This window comes from Rugamonas apoptosis, assembly GCF_014042355.1.
In the GTDB taxonomy this organism is placed as follows: domain Bacteria; phylum Pseudomonadota; class Gammaproteobacteria; order Burkholderiales; family Burkholderiaceae_D; genus Rugamonas; species Rugamonas apoptosis.
Genome location: NZ_JACEZU010000005.1, coordinates 192,253 through 210,731 on the forward strand (window position 1 = coordinate 192,253; position 18,479 = coordinate 210,731).

An 18,479-nucleotide genomic window follows, 5' to 3' on the forward strand; every position below is an offset into this window, starting at 1 on the left:
TCCTTTGTTATCCTCTGATGTCCTATGGCGTCCTGTGGCGCGCTAAGGTGTCCGGGTTTTGCGCATGCGCGCGATCTGCTCCTCGTAGGCGCGCGCGAACTGTTCGCTGAAGCGGCGCTGGTATTCCTCGTCGGCGTCCTGCACCAACTGGCGGTAGGACTCCACGTGGCGGTCCCACAGCTTGGCCTTGCGGTTCGCCTGCAGCATCTTGTCCATCACGGACGGCAACGCCATGGTGCGTTCGATTTCGGCCGGGTCGAAATGAGCTTGCATGCCTTCCAGCGCGCCGCGCATGCCGGCCAGCAGCGCCATTTCGTGCGCTTTCATGTCATCGAACGCGCCATCGAAGGCCGCCACCGGTGGCATGTAGCCCTTGCCCGGCTTGCCCAGCATCTGGAACAGCGCGCTGGTGGGGTCCGGGAAGAATTTGAGCGGGTTGTTGGCCTGGCTGGCGATCATGGTAACGGCCATGCGGCTTTCGCGCTTGGTCAGGGTGCGCGCCAGCAGCACGCCCATGGTGCCGGTCGTAGCGGCACGCAGCATGGCACCCACCAGTTCGACAAATTCGGCGGCGGGCCGTTCGACCTTCATGCCCGTCATGCCCAGCCCGCGCAGCAACGCGTCGAGCAGCAGCGCATCGGAGGCGCTTGATTGCGCCGGGGCCGACGGCTGGCCGGGCGCGGGCGCCAGAGCAGGCGCAGGCACGGGAGCGGACGCTGGTGCGGGTGGGGGTGCGGCCACTGGTGCAGCTGCCGGTGCGGATGCGGGCACGCTGGCGGCTGCTGGCACGATCGCAAGCACGTCCTCAACTGGTGGAGGAGCAACGACAGCGGCTGGAGGCCGCTCCCCAACTATGATCTGTGCAGGAGGCTGAACCGGCGCAGCCACCAGGTCCAAGGCAACGGGCGCGTCGTTTTTCGGCGATGCCAGCGGCGCCGGCCGCAGCAGGTCCGCCAACGGATCGTAATCGTCTGGAATCGCGAATGAAGGAGCCGGCGCCTGCACCACGGGCGACGGTTGCGGGTACAGTTGTTGGGCGGGCGCCACATGATCCGCCCCGGCCGGTGACTCCGTGCGCAGCTCCACCCTGGGCGCGGGCCTGGCCACCGTCACCTGCCGCGTCACCGCATCCTGGGGCGCCAGCCAGTCCACGTTCAGGGGATCGGCGCCCGGCGCGACGGCGCAATCGAGCAGGCTGGAAGCGGCCAGCGCATCGAGCGCCGGCTCGGCCGCCGCCGGCGCGCCATACATGGTCGCGCCGCCAGCAGCCATGCGCCCAGCCATTCCCGGTTCCGGCGTGATGACCACCCCCAGCAGATAAGGCCCGATCACCACCGTATCGCCGTCGCTGAGGGGCGCCTGACGGCCGTTACCCACCGGCCGGCCGTTGACCAGGCTGGGATTGGCGCCGATGTCGGCCAGGCAGTAGCCGCCATCCTGGAATTCGATCTTGGCGTGGTTGCGCGAGATGTACTTACCGGGGTCGTCGAGCACCAGGCCATTGCCGGGAGAACGTCCTATGGTGCCGCCCAGCCGGTCGAATACGGCCGACAAGGGTTCCGCCGGGGGCGCGGCACGATGGGTTTGCACGGTCAATGTAATGGGCATCGATCGGTCCGTGTGACGAGGATAGGGTGAGCCGCTTCCGGGTGGGAAGCTGACCTGTTCCATTGCTATTCTTATATTCGCAGCAATTATGCGCACAACTCGTTTAGGCGGGCAAGTCTTCGTTTATACTCGTGCCTGACAGACCATATGAGCATTTGAACACCATGCTTACCGTCTGCAAGCAATTGGTACTGGTAGCGCCGGTTTTTAGTACGTCCGCGCGAGGCTGGCCCGGGCGTTAAAGATGAACTCACCCTTAAACGGCAACTGTCATCATGAACCCACCACCTAACAGTGACAATGACCACACGGTCCTGGCGCCCGGCGCCGCGTTTCCCAATGCGCTGCAGCCCGGCACCAAGCTGGGCGAATTCGAAATCACCTGCGTGGTCGGCCAGGGCGGCTTTGGCATCGTCTACCACGCCAAGGACCACTCGCTGGGCCGCGACGTCGCCGTCAAGGAGTACATGCCGGCCGCTTTCGCCGGCCGGGTGGGCGGCACCCAGGTCACCATGCTGTCCGAGCACTATGCGGAGACGTTCCAGGTCGGGCTGCACAGCTTCGTCAATGAAGCGCAATTGCTGGCCCAGTTCGACCATCCCTGCCTGGTCAAGGTGTACCGCTTCTGGGAAGCCAACGGCACCGGCTACATGGCCATGCCGTTTTATCAGGCGCCCACGCTGAAACAGCTGCTCAAGGAAGACCATACACTGCTGGCGCAGGAGGACTGGCTGCGCAACTTCCTGGCCCACATCCTGGACGCGCTTGAAGTCCTGCACGCCAAGCAGTGCTACCACCGCGATATTGCGCCCGACAACATCCTGATGCTGGAGAACGACCGCCCGCTGCTGCTCGACTTTGGCGCCGCGCGGCGCGTGATCGGCGACATGACGCAGGCGCTGACCGTGATCCTCAAGCCCGGCTACGCGCCCATCGAACAGTATGGCGACATGACGAATATGTCGCAGGGGCCGTGGACCGATTTCTACGCGCTGGCCTCGGTGGTCTACTTCATCATCACCGACAAGGTGCCGCCGGCCGCCCTCACCCGCCTGGTTTCCGATTCGCTCGTGCCCCTGACTGAAAGCGCCGCCGACCGCTACAGCCCCGAATTCCTGCGCGCCATCGACGCGGGGCTGGGCGTGCGGCCGGAACAGCGGCCGCAGAATGTGGCCGAGTTCCGCGCACTGCTGGGCATCGAACAGCCGCAGCGGGCGTCAGCGCCACGGGCCACGGCCACGCAGCCGGGCGCGGTGACGCAGCCGGGCATCGCCACCCAAGGCGGCACCGGCCGTACCGGCGCGCCCACCCAGTCACGCACCACCGGCCTGCCGGTGCAGGACGAGGCGGCCGCCACGCCGCCGCGCAAGAGCCGCTGGAAAGCCGTGTTGTTGAGTCTGTTCGGCCTGACCGTGCTGGGCGCCGGCGGTGGCGGTGGCTGGCTGTGGTGGAACAACGCGCTGCCGTTCGACATTCCCTACCTGCCCCCGCCACCGGGGGCCAAGCCCGCGGCGGTGGCGGCGGTCGCGCCGCCGCCGCCCGTGATCGCCCCTGCGCCGGAAGCGGCGCCGGCGGAATCGGCCACCGCGTCGGCATCCGCGTCCGCCGAAGCGGCCGCCCCGGTGGCGGAAGCGCCGCCCGCACCACCACCGCCACCGCCGTGCCCGCTGAAGCTGGCCGATGGCACGCCCGGATGTCCGTCCATGGTCGCCATCCCGGCCGGCACTTACCGCATGGGCTCCCAGGCCGGCGAGCCGGGCGCGCTGCCCGAGGAAATGGGCGGCAAGCCCGCGCCCATCGCCGCCTTCGACCTGTCGGCGCAGGAGATCAGTTACGCCCAATGGCAGTTGTGCGTCAAGGATAGGGCCTGCCCGGCGCCACAAGGCATGTCCGGCCCCGACCTGGACAAGCTGCCAGTCACCGGCATCAGCTGGGATGCGGCCAAGGGGTATGCCGACTGGCTGTCGAAGAAGACGGGCGGCAGCTACCGCCTGCCCACGGAAGCGGAGTGGGAATTCGCTGCGCGCAGCGGCACCAGCACCATCTTCCCGTGGGGCGATCGCGCGGGCCAGGATAACGCCCATTGCGGCCAGTGCGGCAGCCACCTGGACTTCCACCGTCCCGCGCCGGTGGGCAGCTTCAAGGCTTACGCCGGCCTGTACGACATGGTGGGCAACGTCTATGAGTGGGTGGATGATTGCTGGCATGCCAGCCATGCCGAGGATGCCAAAATAACGCCGGCCCAGACGACGGCGGCGTGCAAGAAACGGGTGCAGAAAGGCGGCGCCTTCGATTCCACCAGCGGCGATGTGCGTCCGGTGGCGCGCACCTTCGGCGACCGCACCAGCAGCGATCCGCGCGTCGGCTTCCGCATCGGCCGCACGCCGCCACCTGCGCCGGCACCTGCAGCGGCAGCGGTTGGCGCGGCAGCCACTCCGGCGGCTGCCCCAACCACCGCGTCCACACCAGCCGCCGCATTGTCGTCGGCATCGGCCGCCACGCCGGGCGCCGCCACGGCCGGTGCCGCAGCGGCGAGCCAGCCCGCATCGGCCCCGAGGCACGGCAGCAGGTCGGGTTCAAGGAACACCCCGGCGGCGGACAAACAACCTACCGCCTCCGCGCCACCGGCTACCGCTTATTGACGAACGAGAAAGGCTTCCATGAACGTCCTGTTTCGAGCAACAAGCATCAGCCTGGCCCTGTTGGTGATCGGCTGCGCCCCGCCGGAACCGCAGATCACCCGCCTGCCGCCGCGCAATCCGGCGGAGATGCCGCATCGCCCGCCCAGCGCCACGCCGCAGCCCGTGCCGGCGCCCGCGCAACAGCCGGCCACGGAAGAGGATGAAGACAGCAAGGCCCGCCAGTCCGTGCAAAGGCAGGAAGTGGAGGATGAGACGCGGCGGTTGATGTCGTACCAGAAGAACCTGTTCCAGATCTTCAAGCTGACGGAAATCCAGGCCGGGTTCAAGGAAAAGCCGAACGCGTTGGGGGTGTTCGAACTCCCATCGTCCAAGAACGGCAAGCTGCGCCTGATGCTGGCGCAACTGCCGGGCAGCCCGGTACGCCTGAGCGTGGGCACCTACAACGTGAACGTGGACGTGGTGATCGATTATGTGGAGACGCTCGAATGCGTCTCCAGCACTTGCGAAGGCAAGACCCAGAACGTGGTGCGCTCCGTACCGCGCACGGTGCAGTTCTACATGGCGCCGCGGTTGGGCTATGTGCATCGCAAGGATGTGTCGCTGGTCGACACCAAGGCGACGGAAGGGAAAGGCCGCAACTACCGCAGCAGCTATTCCGACCTGGTGATGACGGTGCAGCGCATATCCGCCGCACCGCTGCCGAACCGCCAGCCCGACTAACCGGCTGACGGATCGGGGAACGAAGAACGGAAAACGGAAAACGGAAAACGGAAAACGGACCAGCTTACAGCGTCAGCCCGCCCGCCACTTCCAGCGTGGCGCCGTTGACGTAGCTGGCTTCGTCCGACAACAGGAACACGACAGCCGATGCGATTTCGGACGGCTGGCCCATGCGGCGCTGCGGGATCATGTTGAGCATCTCCTCGACCACCGGCGCCGGAATGTCCTTGACGATGTGGGTGTTGACGAAACCGGGGCACACGGCGTTGCAACGCACGCCCTTGCGGCCCAGTTCACGGGTCCAGGTCTTGGTCATGGCCAGCACCCCGGCCTTGGCTGCCGCGTAGTTGGTCTGCCCGAAGTTACCCGACAAACCCACGATGGACGAAATGTTGACGATGGCGCCGGCCGTGGCCAGCAGCGCGTCCACATTGGCGCTGGCGCAGTTGAACACGCCCTTGAGGTTGATGTCGATCACGCGGTCCCACTGGGCCTCGCTCATCTTGGTCAACTGGGCATCGGCCACCACGCCGGCGTTGTTGACCAGGCCATTGACGCGGCCAAAGTGCTCGCGCGTGGCCTTGGCGGCCGCCTGCACGCTGGCCAGGTCGGATACATCCACCGCGTAGCCCGCCACTTCCACGCCCGGCACCGTGGCACGCACATGGTCCACGGCCGCCTCGATGGCGTCGGCGCGGTTATCCCAGATCGCCACGGTGGCGCCGGCCACGGCGCAACGCTCGGCGATGGCCAGGCCGATACCCTGGGCGCCGCCCGTCACGATGATTACCTTGTCAGTCAAATTCATGCAGCATTTCCTCGAGTTGGTTGAACGTCGCCCTAGTGGACCAGCCGGGCCTGCGGGGCAGTATAGCCGACCCCACGAGCCACGGAAATAAAACGGCGCCGCGGCAGATGCCGCCTTGGGGGGCGGACATCCGGCGCGGCGCCGGCCAGACGCTAACGGACTAAGCGCGAACGACCAGGATCAGCAGCGCTCGAACACCACGGCGATACCCTGGCCGCCGCCGATGCACATCGTCACCAGCGCGTAACGGCCGTTGGTGCGTTGCAGTTCGTAGATCGCCTTGGTGGCGATGAAGGCGCCCGAGCAACCCACCGGGTGGCCCAGCGCGATCGCGCCGCCGTTCGGGTTGGTCTTGGCCGGATCCAGTTCCAGCACCTTGGTGACGGCCAGCGCCTGGGCGGCGAACGCTTCGTTCGATTCGATCACGTCCATCTGGTCCATCTTCAGGCCGGCCTTGGCCAGGGCCTTGCGGCTGGCCGGAATCGGGCCTTCACCCATCACATCGTTCGGCACGCCGGCGACGGCGTAGCTGACGATGCGGGCGATCGGGGTCTGGCCGCGCTGGGCCGCCAGGGCGGCGTCGGCCAGCACCATGAAGGCGGCGCCGTCGTTGATGCCCGATGCGTTACCGGCGGTGACCGTTCCGTCCTTCTTGAAGGCCGGTTTCATCTTGGCCAGCGATTCCAGCGTGGTATTTGGCTTCAGGTGCTCATCGGCGTCGAACACCACTTCGCCCTTGCGGGTCTGGCGCACGATCGGCACGATCTGCGACTGGAAGCGGCCTTCGGCCTGGGCCAGCGCAGCGCGGCGCTGCGATTCCAGCGAAAACGCGTCCTGCTGTTCGCGGGTGATGCCGTATTTGGCGGCCAGGTTTTCAGCCGTGATGCCCATGTGGCCCACGCCGAACGGGTCGGTCAGGATGGAGGTCATCATGTCGATGGCCTTGGTGTCGCCCATGCGCGCGCCCGAGCGCAGCGCCGGCAGCATGTAGCCACCGCGCGACATCACTTCCACGCCGCCGCCGATGCCGTATTCGAAATCGCCCAGCATCACGCCTTGGGCGGCCGTCACGATCGCTTGCAGGCCGGACGAGCACAGGCGGCTCACTTGCATGGCGATGGAATCCATCGGCATACCGGCTTGCACGGAAGCGACGCGCGACACGTAGCCGTAGCGGCCATCGGTCGGAATGCAGGTGCCAACCACGGCGTTGCCGATGGCCGAAGCATCGACGCCGGAGCGGGCGATGGTTTCCTTCATCACGATACCCGCCAATTCGGCCGGTTCCATCTCCGACAGCGAACCACCGAAGGCGCCAATGGGGGAACGAGCGGCGCTCAGTACAACTACTTCTTTAGTCATGATAATTCCTTAAAAGCGGGTGATCGAAGGGCTGGTGCATGCCGGCGCACTTGCGCCGCAGCGACACAATGCGGACATAACGCAGGCATAAAGCGGACATAAAGCGGACATATTATGCCGCAGTGCGTCAATTCCGACAGGAAGTCTGGGGCTTTCGCGGCCCGATGTCAATTTCGCACACCCGGTTCCGGCCATCTGAGCGCGCTTCCCCCGCCCTTTGTTGCGAAAATCCCCTCAATGGTAGCCGCTCCCACCTCGGGGCTGCCCATCCATTTCATGACGATCGCTTCGCATTTCATGACAGCAAAACAATCATTCGCGGTGAACTATGCTGCACTGCGTGCCGCCCTTCAGTCGCGCGGCGCCAGCAAATTGGCGATATCGGCCTCGCTGCAACCGGCTTCGCGCAGGATGGCGGCGCCATGCTCGCCGCGCCGGGGCACGGCGCCCGGCATATGCGGGGCCGCCAGGAACCGGGGCGCGGGCGCGGCCTGCAGCACACCATCGCGTTCGCTGTAGATGGCGCGCGCCGCCATGTGGGGATGGGCCTGGGCCTCGACCGGCGACAACACGGGCGCGTAGCAGGCGTCGCTGCCTTCCAGCAGCTTGGTCCAGTGCTGACGCGGCTGGGACAGGAACAGCGCCGTCAATTTCAGGCGCAGCGAAGGCCAGCAGCGCTTATCGTAGGGACGGCCGAATTCGGGATCGCCGCTCAGGCCCAGCTTCTCCAGCAGCAGCCCGTAGAACTGCGGTTCCAGCGCGCCGATGGTCACGCTCAGGCCATCCTGGCACACATAGGAACCATACCAGTGCGGGCCGTCGAGCAAGCCTTCGCCGCGCCGCATCGGCATCATGCCGGCCGCGTGCAGCGACAACAGGAGGTTCATCATATTGGCGCTGCCGTCCACGATGGCCGCGTCCACCACCTGGCCCGCCCCGCCATTGCGCACGCCCAGCACACCGGCCAGCACGCCCATGGCCAGGTACAAGGCGCCACCGCCGATATCGCCCACCAGCGTGGGCGGCGCCACCGGCGCTTCATTCGGCCTGCCGCTATACCAGAGCGCGCCGGACAGGCCGATGTAGTTGATGTCATGGCCGGCGGCCTTGGCCAGCGGGCCGTCCTGGCCCCAGCCCGTCATGCGGCCATAGATGAGTTTGGGGTTGCGGGCCAGGCAGGCGTCCGGTCCCAGGCCCAGGCGCTCCATCACGCCGGGGCGCATGCCTTCGATCAGCGCATCGGCCCCTTCGATCAACTTGAGCAGCGTGGAAATGGCCTGCGGGTCTTTCAAGTCCAGCGCCAGCGAGCGTTTGCCGCGGTTGGTGATGTTCTTGTCGCCCAAATCGAGCGGATCGCCGGACTTGCCGGCCGCCCGCTCAACCAGGATCACGTCCGCGCCCATGTCGGCCAGCAGCATGCCGCAGAATGGCGCCGGCCCGATGCCTGCGATTTCGATGATACGTATGCCCGACAGTATGCCCATGCGATGTGTCCCCGATTGGTGTGGTTGGCTGATGCTACCAGTGTAACCGGGCGCGGAAACACATACATCGTCGCATGCGACGAATCCGGCGCGGAACACGCCTACCTAACGGAAAATGAAAAACGGCGGAGCGCCCAGGCGCCCCGCCGTTCTATCGCACGCTATTTCGTACTGGCTCGTACTGGCGCGATCAGTTGCGCACGATGCTGTGGCCAGAGTTCTTCACCTTGTCGCCAGCGACCATGCCAGGATCCTTGTCGAAGGTGAACTTGGCCTGGTGGCCGTTCTCGTACTGCACCGCCACGGTCCACACTTTTTTGGCCGTCATTTTCTCTTCGACCTTGTTGCCCGCGTAGGCGCCGCCCGCCGCGCCGGCCACGGTGGCCACATCGCGGCCCGTGCCGCCGCCCACCTGGTGGCCCAGCAGCGCGCCGGCCACGCCGCCGGCGACCATGCCCAATGCGCCGCCCTTGCCCGCCTGCTCCGTCACGTGGACCGAGGTGACCTTGCCGCAGGTCGCGCACACGGCATGGCCGTTGGCTGGCGAAGTCGCCTTGGCGCTCTCCATCGCCTTGGTGAAGACGGTCTTGGCGTCGCGCAGGCATTGCATGCGCAGCGAAGCTTCGCGCTCGTCGGCGCACATCTTTTTGTCGCTGTCATAGCGGGCCGCCGCGTCCTGGGCGCCCTGGCTGGCAGGTTGAGCGGCCGCCGAAGCGTGCGAGGAGATGAAGCCGGTGGCCAGCATGGCTGCCAGCAGGATGGTGTGCTTGTTCATGGTGTGCTCCTGATTTGGTAGTGTGATACCGGCCCGCGCGCGCCGTCATCTGGCGCGGCGCGGGCCGTCGGACTTAGTTGACGCGGCGTTCCACGGTGATCTGTTCGATCTCCACGCGACGGTTCGGCTCCAGGCACTTGATCAGCTCAGCGCGCTTTTGCTTTTTGTTGTCGCATTTTGCCACAGGCTGCTCTTCACCTTTGCCGGCCGTGTTGATACGGCCAGCGGCGACACCCTTGCCCACCAGGTAAGCCTTGACGGCTTCGGCGCGGCGCAGCGACAGCGCGTGATTGGACTTGCTGTTGCCCAGGCGGTCGGCATAACCGGTCACCACCACATGTTCGACGCTGGTGTTGTCGTTGAGGAACTTGGCCATCTCGTCCAGCTTGGGCTGGCCGGCGTGCAGCTTGTCGCTGCCGAAATCAAACAGTTCGGTGGCCGACATCGTCACTTTCTCAAAGCGGGCAGGCGCTGGTGGCGGCGGAGCGACTGGCGCTGGTGGCGGCGGCGCCACTTCCACGACAGGCTGCGGGGTCACCACGGGCGCCACTGGCACGGGGCGGGCGGCAGGCTTGTCGAACGCATAGTTCAGGCCCACGGTCAGGTAGTAATTGTTCGATTTGCTGGTGCCGAACTCGTTGCCACGGATGAAGCCGTGCACATCGCGCAGGTCGGCCTGCATCGACCACTGGTCATTCAGCGATGCCTGGAAACCGAGGCCGGCGCTCACGAACGGCGAGTTCTTCGACAGTTGGCCCAGCGTGTTCAGGTTGGCCTTGTCATGCTCCAGGCCGGCACCCACCAGCAGGAATGGACGGAAGGCGGAACGGGAGAACAGGTACAGGCCATCCACGCCGAAGGTGTTTTGCTGGTAGCGCTCGCCGTTGTCGCGGGAACGGGCGTAGGTGGTGCCCATCTGCACGTCCCAGTTGTCGCTCACCGCCTTGCCGAATTTCAAGCCGGCGCCGAAGCCGTGCTTGTCCACGCCGAAGTCGCCATCGGGCTTGATCGCGTTGACGCTGGGCTGGATGTACCAGGAGGGATTGATCGCTTCGTCCGCGGCGACGGCGGAGAAGGAGGCGCACAGGGCGAGGGCCGCCAGGGCGATTTTCTTGGATTTCATCATATCGTTTCCCATTCTTAAATTTTATGGTTGTTCGTAAGGCCCATTCCGCAGTGGCGGCAGCGAGTGTGTTTGCCGCCATTGCGATCTGGTTATTGGCTAAACGAAACCCGCGCACTATTGGTGGACTGGAAATTTGTGCAAAGATGTAAGAAATTGTATATTTGGTCAGTCGATGACACCATCGGGTTTGTGAGAAGTAAGGACTGCGTAGGTTCTGTTCGAACGCCATCACTGGCATGAATGAAGTGTGTTGGACAGCAACCACGGTATGTACCCTTCCCGTCCGTGTACAGGAAATTTCTGTCAGCCGATTGATCTGCGGGTTGTACGTGAGGTGAAAATTCACAATACTGTACAAATTCTGTCCCCCGTTTTCGAGTGGCAACATGAACAATCCGGTCCACACAGGCAGTGAACCAGCACCCGCCGACAAGGATGGTGAGCGCACTGGCACTTCGGCACGCCATCGGCGGCGCGGCGGCGCCGGCACCGGCGGCGCCAACGAAACGACGGCGTTGCTGCACCTGCTAAGCAGGCTTGAGGTCCACCAGGAAGAATTGCAGGCACAAAACGAGGAGTTGCTCCGCGCCTATCGTGAGGTGGAGCACATCAAGGAACGCTACGCCGACTTCTACCATTGTTCGCCATCCGGTTTCGTCAGCCTCGACCGCGACGGCAAGATCATCCAGATTAACGCCACCAGCGTGCAACTGCTCGACCGCGCGGCCGACAGTCCGGTCGGCACCCGCTTCGACACGTTCCTGATCCTGGCCGACCGCGCCGCGTTCCGCGCCATGCTGGCCAAGGTGTACGCCACCGGCGCCAAGCAGCACTGTGAAGTCAGGTTGAGCCAGGCTGGCCACCTGCCGCGCACGGTGCAGATCGACGCCATGCTGGCGCCAGATGGCATCGAATGCCGCGCCGTCATCGTCGACGTCACGGAACAGAAATCGGCCGCGGCCCGGCTGCAACTGGACGCCAGCGTTTTTGCCTACGCCAGCGAAGGCATCATGATCACGGACGCGGACGGCGTCCTGATCGACGTGAACAACGCCTTTTCCAGCATCACCGGCTACAGCCGCGCCGAAGCGCTGGGCCACAGTCCCTGTTTTCTCCAGTCCGGGCACGCTGAAACGGTCAGCTACGACGCCGTGTGGCGGGCCGTCGCCGAACATGCCCACTGGTCAGGCGAATTATGGTGCCGGCGCAAGGACGGTTCCGAATTCGTGGCCATGCTGGGCATCAGCGCCGTGCGCGACAATGCCAACCGGCCCGTCAACTATGTCGCCATCTTCACTGACATCACCCAGTTGAAGCAGAACCAGCACGCCCTGGAACATATTGCCCATTTCGATGCCCTGACCGGCCTGCCCAACCGGGTCCTGCTGCTGGACCGGCTGCAGCAGGCGCTGGCCCAGAGCCAGCGCCAGCAACGCGCGCTGGCCGTCGTGTTTCTCGACCTGGACGGCTTCAAGGCCGTCAACGACCAGCACGGCCACGGCGTGGGCGACGCCTTGCTGATCGCCTGTGCCGCGCGCATGAAGGCGGCACTGCGCGACGAAGACACCATCGCCCGCCTGGGCGGCGACGAGTTCGTGGCCCTGCTGGTGGACCTGGAACACCACCACGAGTTCGAGTCGATGGTCAGCCGCCTGCTGCACGCGGTATCGTCGCCCATCCGCCTGGACGAGCTGACCTTGCAGGTGACGGCCAGCATCGGCGTCACGCTCTACCCCGCCGATCCGGCCGCCCCGGACCAGTTGCTGCGCCACGCTGACCAGGCCATGTACCAGGCCAAGCTGGCCGGCAAGAACCGCTACCACCTGTTCGACGTGGAGCATGACGAAGCGCTCAAGAGCCAGTTCGAATACCTGCAGGAAGTGCGCCTGGCCGTGGCGGAAAAGCAGTTCCAGCTTTACTACCAGCCCAAGGTCAACCTGCGCACGGGCGTGGTGGTGGGCGCCGAGGCGCTGCTGCGCTGGCAACACCCCCGGCGCGGCCTGCTGGAACCGGCCCAGTTCATCACCATGATCGACGATCAGCGCATCGGCGTGGAGCTGGGCCATTGGGTCATCGACACCGCCTTGCAGCAGGCGGCGGCCTGGCAGCAGGCCGGACTGAATATTCCGGTCAGCGTCAACGTGTGTGCGCACCTGCTGCAACAGAGCGACTTCGTGTCCTATCTGGCCGACCGGCTGGCCAGCTATCCGCGCCTGAAGCCGAACTCGCTGGAGCTGGAAATCCTGGAGTCGAGCGCGGTCGAAGACTTGTTCAAGGTGTCGGAAGTGATCCACGCCTGCCACCGCATCGGTATCGATTGCGCCCTCGACGACTTTGGCACCGGCTATTCCTCGCTGGCCTACCTGCGCCACCTGCCGGTCAAGACATTGAAGATAGACCGCAGCTTCGTGCGCACCATGCACAACGATCCGGGTGACCTCGACATCGTCAAGGGCATCCTCGGCCTGGCCGCCGTGTTCCACCGGCAAGTCATCGCGGAAGGGGTGGAAACCGGGGCGGTGGCGGCCCTGCTGCAACATCTGGGCTGCGACCTGGCCCAAGGCTTCGCCATCGCCCCGCCCATGACCGCGCCCCTGATGGCGCAGTGGGTGGCCCAGCGCCGCGCCACGACCACCTGGCCGTATTGACCAGGGCCAAGCCGTCGCCCCTCTCGCCGCTTCCCTCTCCGCCCTTTCAATCTGCCCCAAATTTGATTTGGGTCAATTTTTTTATAATTCGGCTACGGTATACCTGTCGTGGTCTTTGCGCCGCATCAAGACCAATGTTGTAGAAATGTTATTTTAAGGCTTTCACACAACACCGGCGCCGCCAGGCCGGCACTATAAGAGAAAAAAGGGGTCCCAACATGCAAACTTCCGTCTTATCCCTGTCCACCCTGTTGCGCGCCGCCGGACTGTGCGCCGCGCTGATGGCGGGCCTGCCCTCGGCCAACGCGGCCGAGCCCAGCAAATTCCCCGGCGATTTCGGCCCACCGCAGGGCGCCCCCATCAACGCTGTGCTGACCAGCCCGCCCATGGTGCCGCCGCCCACCAACCGCCACTACCCGGCCAAGGTCATCGTCAGCCTGGAAGTGGTGGAGAAACAGATGCAGATCTCGGAAGGCGTCAGCTACACTTTCTGGACCTTTGGCGGCTCCGTGCCGGGCAGCTTCATCCGCGTGCGCCAGGGTGACACGGTGGAATTCCATCTGAAGAACCATCCATCGAGCAAAATGCCGCACAACATCGACTTGCACGGCGTGACAGGGCCAGGCGGCGGCGCCGCTTCCAGCTTCACGGCGCCGGGCCACGAGTCGCAATTCACGTTCAAGGCGCTCAACGAAGGTATCTATGTGTACCACTGCGCCACGGCGCCGGTCGGCATGCACGTGGCCAACGGCATGTATGGCCTGATCCTGGTGGAACCACCGGAAGGCTTGCCACCGGTCGATCATGAGTACTACGTGATGCAGGGTGACTTCTACACTACCGGCAAATACCGTGAAAAAGGCTTGCAGCCATTCGACATGGAAAAAGCCATCGACGAGAAGCCCACCTACGTGCTGTTCAACGGCGCCGAGGGCGCACTCACGGGCGACAACGCGATCAAGGCCAAGACCAATGAATCGGTGCGCCTGTTCATCGGCAATGGCGGCCCCAACATGGTGTCCAGCTTCCACGTGATCGGCGCCATCTTCGACCGGGTGCGCTTCGAAGGCGGCACCAACAGCCAGACCAATGTGCAGACCACGCTGATTCCGGCCGGTGGCGCCGCCATCGCGGAATTCACCACCAAGGTACCGGGCAGCTATGTGATGGTGGACCACTCCATCTTCCGCGCCTTCAACAAGGGCGCGCTGGCCATCCTCAAGGTGGACGGTGCTGAAGAAAAGAGCATCTACTCCGGCAAGGAAGTCGATTCCGTCTACCTGGGCGACCGCGCCGCACCCAACCTGAAATCGGTCACCACGGCCACGGCCGCCGCCGCCAGCGGCAACCTGACCGTGCAGGACCAGATCGCCGCCGGTAAATCGCTGTTCGCCGGTACCTGCTCGGTCTGCCACCAGGCCAATGGCGAGGGCTTGCCCAATGTGTTCCCGCCGCTGGCCAAGTCCGACTTCCTGAACGCCGACCCCAAGCGCGCCAGCGGCATCGTGCTGCACGGCCTGACGGGCAAGGTACAGGTCAACGGCAAACAGTATGACTCGGTGATGCCGCCGATGAACCAGTTGAACGACGACGAAGTGGCCAACATCCTCACCTACGTGCTCAACAGCTGGGACAACAAGGGTGGCCAGATCAAGGCCGCCGACGTCAAGGCCGCGCGGGCCAAGCCGGCGCCCAAGGCGCAGGCCGCGCACTAAGGCGGATCAGTGAAGCTGCCTCTGACAAGCACCCTCCTCCTGACGCTGGCAGCACCGCTGCTGGCCTCGGGAGGGCCAGCCGGCGCGGCCGATTATGTGGCCGTGCCGGCGGGCCGCCTTGTCACCGTGCTGTCGGGCGGGAATGCCGGCAACCCGCCCGTCAAGGTGGGCCGCTTCGCCATGCGCACCGAACCGGTCACCAACGGCGAATTCCAGGCCTTCATCGCCGCCCACCCCGAATGGCAACGGGGCGCAGCGCCGCCTATCTTCGTTGACGCCAACTACCTGCGCCAGTATGACGGTGCCGAGGCCGGCGACGGCTTGAACCAACAGCCCGTCACCAACGTCAGCTGGTTCGCGGCGCAGGCGTTCTGCGAAAGCGAGCAGGCCCGCCTGCCCAGCTGGTATGAATGGGAATACGTGGCGGCGGCCGACGAGCGCCGCCCCGACGCCCGCAAGGACCCGGCCTGGCGCGCCCGCATCCTGGCCTGGTATTCGCAAGCGTCGAATGGCAGCCATGGCGCCATCGGCGGCAAGCCGAACTTTTACGGCATCCGCGACGTGCATGGCTTGATCTGGGAATGGGTGGATGACTTCAACGCCCTGCTGGTGAGCGCCGACAGCCGCGACCAGGGCGACCCGGAAAAACTGCAATACTGCGGCGCGGGCGCCATCAGCCTGCAAGACCGCGACAATTTCGCCGTCCTGATGCGGGTGGCGCTGCTGTCCTCACTGAAGGGCGCCGACAGCACCAACGACCTGGGCTTCCGCTGCGCCCGTAGCCTGACCAAGGATAAGAAATGATCCAGACTGTCCGCCCCCACCTGTCCGCCCTGCTGCTGTCGTCCCTGTGCGCGCTGGCCCTGCCCGCGTGGGCCACGGATGCGCCGGCCGCGCCGGCGGCGGCCTTGCCGTCCACCTCGCTCTACCAGTTGCCTGCCACGCTCAACAACCAGGACGGCAAACCGTTCAAGCTGCGCGACCTGCGCGGCCATCCAGTGCTGGTGAGCATGTTCTACAACTCGTGCGAATTTGTCTGCCCGATGCTGATCGATACCATGCGGCAGACCCAGCAGGCGCTGGACCCGGCCACACGCGAGCGCCTGTCCATGCTGCTGATCACCTTCGATCCCGCGCGCGACGATATCAAAGCGCTCAAGACCGTGGCCCGCCAGCGCGAACTGGACCCGGCCCATTGGTCCGTGGCCCGCACCGACGCGGCCAGCGTACGCAAGATCGCCGCCACGCTCGACATCCAGTACCGGCGGCTCGAGAGCGGCGAATACAACCACACCACGGTGCTGGTGCTGCTCGATGGCGACGGCCGCGTGCTGGGCCGCACGCTCAAGATCGGCGCGGTCGATCCCGCCTTCGTACAATTGATACGGGATACGGCCGCCGCCGCAACGGCAAAATCGGCGGCACGCTAGCGGGCCGGCGGCCCAACATGCCAAAAGGCTTGCGATCATTCGCAAGCCTTTTTTCTTTTAGCTCTACATCGCCGAATGCCCCGTGGCGATGCGCATTCCATCCTCCCAGCTTTGCCCACGCCTTCGACACGTGTCTGGCGCCATGGTTGTTGCTGGCATCAGTTCAATCTTCATACCCTCCAGGTATCGGATCGATATCCAAGCAGTGTTGGACGGCGCTCCTCATAGGGAATATCGTTGTTACACCACTTCGGATCATACGGAATAAATATGATTCGAAAAATCGGGCAGTAACTTTGAAAATGCCGTACGTCTCGGCTGGCGATGACTTCATGCTCCAGCCAATTTGGAGAACAAAGATGGATACCAGGTTGTTGATTATCGGCGGGCTGACCGCCGGCTACTTCGCGCTCATTTCATATATCACCTACCGGGTGCGCAAACACGCCAACAGTAGCGAAGGCATGACCGCGGGCGGGCGAAATTTCCCCGCTTACCTGATCGGAGCGCTGCTGTTGTCGGAGTTCATCGGCAGTTCCGTCAGCATCGGCACGGCACAAAAAGGCTATGAAGTCGGTATTTCGGCGGCCTGGAACCTGGTCGCGCTGGCTTTGGGTTTTCTATTGCTGGCCCTTATTCTCGTTAAAAAATACAAGGAAAGCGGGCAGAGCACGATTTCCGGCATCCTCGCCCAGGCCTACGGCCAGCCGGTGCGCTATGCCGCCTCGGCGCTCACCATTGTTGCGCTCGGTATCGTGGCCGTCGCGCTGTATGCCAGCGGCGGTGCGGTGCTGGCCGCCGTCCTGCACATCAACAAGACGGTTGCGATCCTGATGGTGGGCGCGACCACGGTCATCTACGTCAGCCTGGGCGGCATGCGTTCGGTCGTGTACACCAATTTCCTCCACTCTATCGCCAAATATCTGGGCGTGATCCTGGCCCTGGCGTACGCCCTGCAGGCGACCGGCGGCATCACCCAGTTGCAGGTGCAACTGCCGGTCAAGATGTTCAACTGGATCGAGATCGGCTGGAGCCAGGTCTTCGCGTGGATGATCGGAGGCATCGGTTCGATTTTTGCGACGCAGTATGTCATCCAGGCGCTGGTCAGTACCGACAACCCGATGGTCGCCAGGCGTGCGTGCTTCTATGTCTCGTCGCTGATGATCCCGTTTGGACTGATGGCGGCGCTCATCGGCATGTGCAGCGCCGTGCTTTATCCAGGCGTGAAGTCGATCGACGCCTTCCCGACGCTGATCGCGCATATGCCAGCCTTCTCCGCCAGCGTGATGGTGGTTGGCCTGGCCGGGGCGCTGTTTGGCGGCATCTCGGCGACCACGCTCGCGTCGGCCACGCTGGCAATGAAAGACTTCTACGATCCCTTCTTCAACAAGGAGGGCAACGACAGGAAATCACTGATCTTCGTTCGGATCGCTATCGTCGTCGGCGGCCTGCTGCCCCTGGTGCTGGCGCTGTCGGCGGAGAAACTGCTGATGATTGCCTTCCTCGGCAAGGCATTGCGCGCCACCCTCGCCGTGCTGATCCTGATGGCGTTTTATGCGCCGAAATTCGGCACGCCGCGCGGCGCCTTCCTTGGCGTGATCCTGTCGGTGGTGATGACGATAGGCTGGTTCCTGGCGGGCAATCCCTACGGTATCGACAGCTCCTATCTGGCGCTGGCCGGACCGCTGCTGACCATGAGCGTCAGCCACCTGTTCAAGTCCGCGAAACAACGGTCGGCGCTGGGCTGCGGGCCGTCACTGCCCTTGCGACAATAGGCGGCATGCTCGAAGCAAGTTGGCGCATTCGCAGATAAAGTTGAGCGTGCCGTGTGGACTCAAGCCACGGAACTGTCACCAGCGCCGCAGCCCTCCCCGGCGGCGGCCACCAATGCAAAAAGCCGCGCCGACTGATGTGTCGACGCGGCTTTTTTATATTTGGTGGGAAGTGCAAGTTTCGAACTTGCGACCCCTGCAGTGTGAATGCAGTGCTCTACCCCTGAGCTAACCTCCCGAAGCGGGCCGAATTATGACACACAACCCGCCGCTTTTGGAAGGGCTTTTCTCCACTTGGCCAAAAAAAGTGTAAATCGTAAGGTTAGTTTCCAGCCCCGTCTCCATGAGCGCGCAGCGGCACCAGTCCGGCCACGTCCTCCAAGAAAAAA

The 18,479-nt window shown here is 64.5% G+C and carries 13 protein-coding genes and 1 tRNA gene; 7 read left to right on the plus strand and 7 right to left on the minus strand.

The features are described from left to right. Positions 1 to 42 precede the first annotated feature (42 nt). The gene (tagH, locus tag H3H39_RS11965; RefSeq protein WP_182153606.1) at positions 43 to 1,608 is read right to left on the minus strand and encodes a type VI secretion system-associated FHA domain protein TagH; all 1,566 of its coding nucleotides are present in this window, start codon (positions 1,606 to 1,608) and stop codon (positions 43 to 45) included. 275 nt (positions 1,609 to 1,883) lie between these two features. On the opposite strand from tagH, the gene H3H39_RS11970 reads away from it, so the two are divergent. Together H3H39_RS11970 and H3H39_RS11975 are read left to right on the plus strand one after the other, a co-directional pair. Beyond that, on the plus strand, positions 1,884 to 4,250 hold the full coding sequence (locus H3H39_RS11970) for a bifunctional serine/threonine-protein kinase/formylglycine-generating enzyme family protein (protein WP_182153607.1): 2,367 nt from the start codon (positions 1,884 to 1,886) through the stop codon (positions 4,248 to 4,250). Positions 4,251 to 4,268: 18 nt separating this feature from the next. Continuing rightward, the gene (locus H3H39_RS11975) at positions 4,269 to 4,970 is read left to right on the plus strand and encodes a hypothetical protein (protein ID WP_182153608.1); all 702 of its coding nucleotides are present in this window, start codon (positions 4,269 to 4,271) and stop codon (positions 4,968 to 4,970) included. 64 nt (positions 4,971 to 5,034) lie between these two features. Here H3H39_RS11975 and fabG read toward each other — a convergent pair whose 3' ends face one another. The 5 genes from fabG to H3H39_RS12000 all read right to left on the minus strand — a co-directional run bounded on the left by fabG (position 5,035) and on the right by H3H39_RS12000 (position 10,525). After that, positions 5,035 to 5,778 carry a 3-oxoacyl-ACP reductase FabG gene (fabG, locus tag H3H39_RS11980; RefSeq protein WP_182153609.1) on the minus strand — a complete coding sequence of 248 codons (744 nt, stop codon included), beginning with the start codon at positions 5,776 to 5,778 and terminating at the stop codon, positions 5,035 to 5,037. A gap of 180 nt (positions 5,779 to 5,958) precedes the next feature. Next, entirely contained in the window at positions 5,959 to 7,140 is a 1,182-nt protein-coding gene (locus H3H39_RS11985; RefSeq protein ID WP_182153610.1) for an acetyl-CoA C-acyltransferase family protein, read from the minus strand. Positions 7,141 to 7,490: 350 nt separating this feature from the next. Then, positions 7,491 to 8,624, minus strand: a complete 1,134-nt coding sequence (locus H3H39_RS11990; RefSeq protein ID WP_182153611.1) for a CaiB/BaiF CoA transferase family protein — start codon at positions 8,622 to 8,624, stop codon at positions 7,491 to 7,493. Between the two features lie 190 nt (positions 8,625 to 8,814). Continuing rightward, the gene (locus H3H39_RS11995; RefSeq protein ID WP_182153612.1) at positions 8,815 to 9,399 is read right to left on the minus strand and encodes an outer membrane lipoprotein; all 585 of its coding nucleotides are present in this window, start codon (positions 9,397 to 9,399) and stop codon (positions 8,815 to 8,817) included. 73 nt (positions 9,400 to 9,472) lie between these two features. After that, the gene (locus H3H39_RS12000; protein WP_182153613.1) at positions 9,473 to 10,525 is read right to left on the minus strand and encodes an OmpA family protein; all 1,053 of its coding nucleotides are present in this window, start codon (positions 10,523 to 10,525) and stop codon (positions 9,473 to 9,475) included. Between the two features lie 386 nt (positions 10,526 to 10,911). On the opposite strand from H3H39_RS12000, the gene H3H39_RS12005 reads away from it, so the two are divergent. From H3H39_RS12005 to H3H39_RS12025, 5 genes are all read left to right on the plus strand, one after another. Next, positions 10,912 to 13,173 (plus strand): putative bifunctional diguanylate cyclase/phosphodiesterase, encoded by a 2,262-nt coding sequence (locus tag H3H39_RS12005; protein WP_182153614.1) that lies wholly within the window; start codon positions 10,912 to 10,914, stop codon positions 13,171 to 13,173. A 218-nt stretch (positions 13,174 to 13,391) separates the two neighbouring features. Continuing rightward, the gene (gene nirK / locus H3H39_RS12010; RefSeq protein ID WP_182153615.1) at positions 13,392 to 14,888 is read left to right on the plus strand and encodes a copper-containing nitrite reductase; all 1,497 of its coding nucleotides are present in this window, start codon (positions 13,392 to 13,394) and stop codon (positions 14,886 to 14,888) included. A 15-nt stretch (positions 14,889 to 14,903) separates the two neighbouring features. Further along, positions 14,904 to 15,692 (plus strand): formylglycine-generating enzyme family protein, encoded by a 789-nt coding sequence (locus H3H39_RS12015; protein WP_220461531.1) that lies wholly within the window; start codon positions 14,904 to 14,906, stop codon positions 15,690 to 15,692. Further along, entirely contained in the window at positions 15,689 to 16,318 is a 630-nt protein-coding gene (locus H3H39_RS12020) for an SCO family protein (RefSeq protein ID WP_182153617.1), read from the plus strand. Before H3H39_RS12015 ends, H3H39_RS12020 begins: the two co-directional genes overlap by 4 nt. 359 nt (positions 16,319 to 16,677) lie before the next feature. Then, entirely contained in the window at positions 16,678 to 18,093 is a 1,416-nt protein-coding gene (locus tag H3H39_RS12025; RefSeq protein ID WP_182153618.1) for a sodium:solute symporter family protein, read from the plus strand. 160 nt (positions 18,094 to 18,253) lie between these two features. Here the strand turns inward: H3H39_RS12025 and H3H39_RS12030 are convergent. Beyond that, positions 18,254 to 18,328: transfer RNA gene (locus tag H3H39_RS12030), tRNA-Val, on the minus strand. Positions 18,329 to 18,479: the final 151 nt, after the last annotated feature.

Bases quoted from the DNA above. Each gene is read 5' to 3' on its own strand.
- tagH (WP_182153606.1), bottom strand. From the start codon at position 1,608: ATGCCCATTACATTGACCGTGCAAACCCATCGTGCCGCGCCCCCGGCG.
- H3H39_RS11970 (WP_182153607.1), top strand. From the start codon at position 1,884: ATGAACCCACCACCTAACAGTGACAATGACCACACGGTCCTGGCGCCC.
- H3H39_RS11975 (WP_182153608.1), top strand. From the start codon at position 4,269: ATGAACGTCCTGTTTCGAGCAACAAGCATCAGCCTGGCCCTGTTGGTG.
- fabG (WP_182153609.1), bottom strand. From the start codon at position 5,778: ATGAATTTGACTGACAAGGTAATCATCGTGACGGGCGGCGCCCAGGGT.
- H3H39_RS11985 (WP_182153610.1), bottom strand. From the start codon at position 7,140: ATGACTAAAGAAGTAGTTGTACTGAGCGCCGCTCGTTCCCCCATTGGC.
- H3H39_RS11990 (WP_182153611.1), bottom strand. From the start codon at position 8,624: ATGGGCATACTGTCGGGCATACGTATCATCGAAATCGCAGGCATCGGG.
- H3H39_RS11995 (WP_182153612.1), bottom strand. From the start codon at position 9,399: ATGAACAAGCACACCATCCTGCTGGCAGCCATGCTGGCCACCGGCTTC.
- H3H39_RS12000 (WP_182153613.1), bottom strand. From the start codon at position 10,525: ATGATGAAATCCAAGAAAATCGCCCTGGCGGCCCTCGCCCTGTGCGCC.
- H3H39_RS12005 (WP_182153614.1), top strand. From the start codon at position 10,912: ATGAACAATCCGGTCCACACAGGCAGTGAACCAGCACCCGCCGACAAG.
- nirK (WP_182153615.1), top strand. From the start codon at position 13,392: ATGCAAACTTCCGTCTTATCCCTGTCCACCCTGTTGCGCGCCGCCGGA.
- H3H39_RS12020 (WP_182153617.1), top strand. From the start codon at position 15,689: ATGATCCAGACTGTCCGCCCCCACCTGTCCGCCCTGCTGCTGTCGTCC.
- H3H39_RS12025 (WP_182153618.1), top strand. From the start codon at position 16,678: ATGGATACCAGGTTGTTGATTATCGGCGGGCTGACCGCCGGCTACTTC.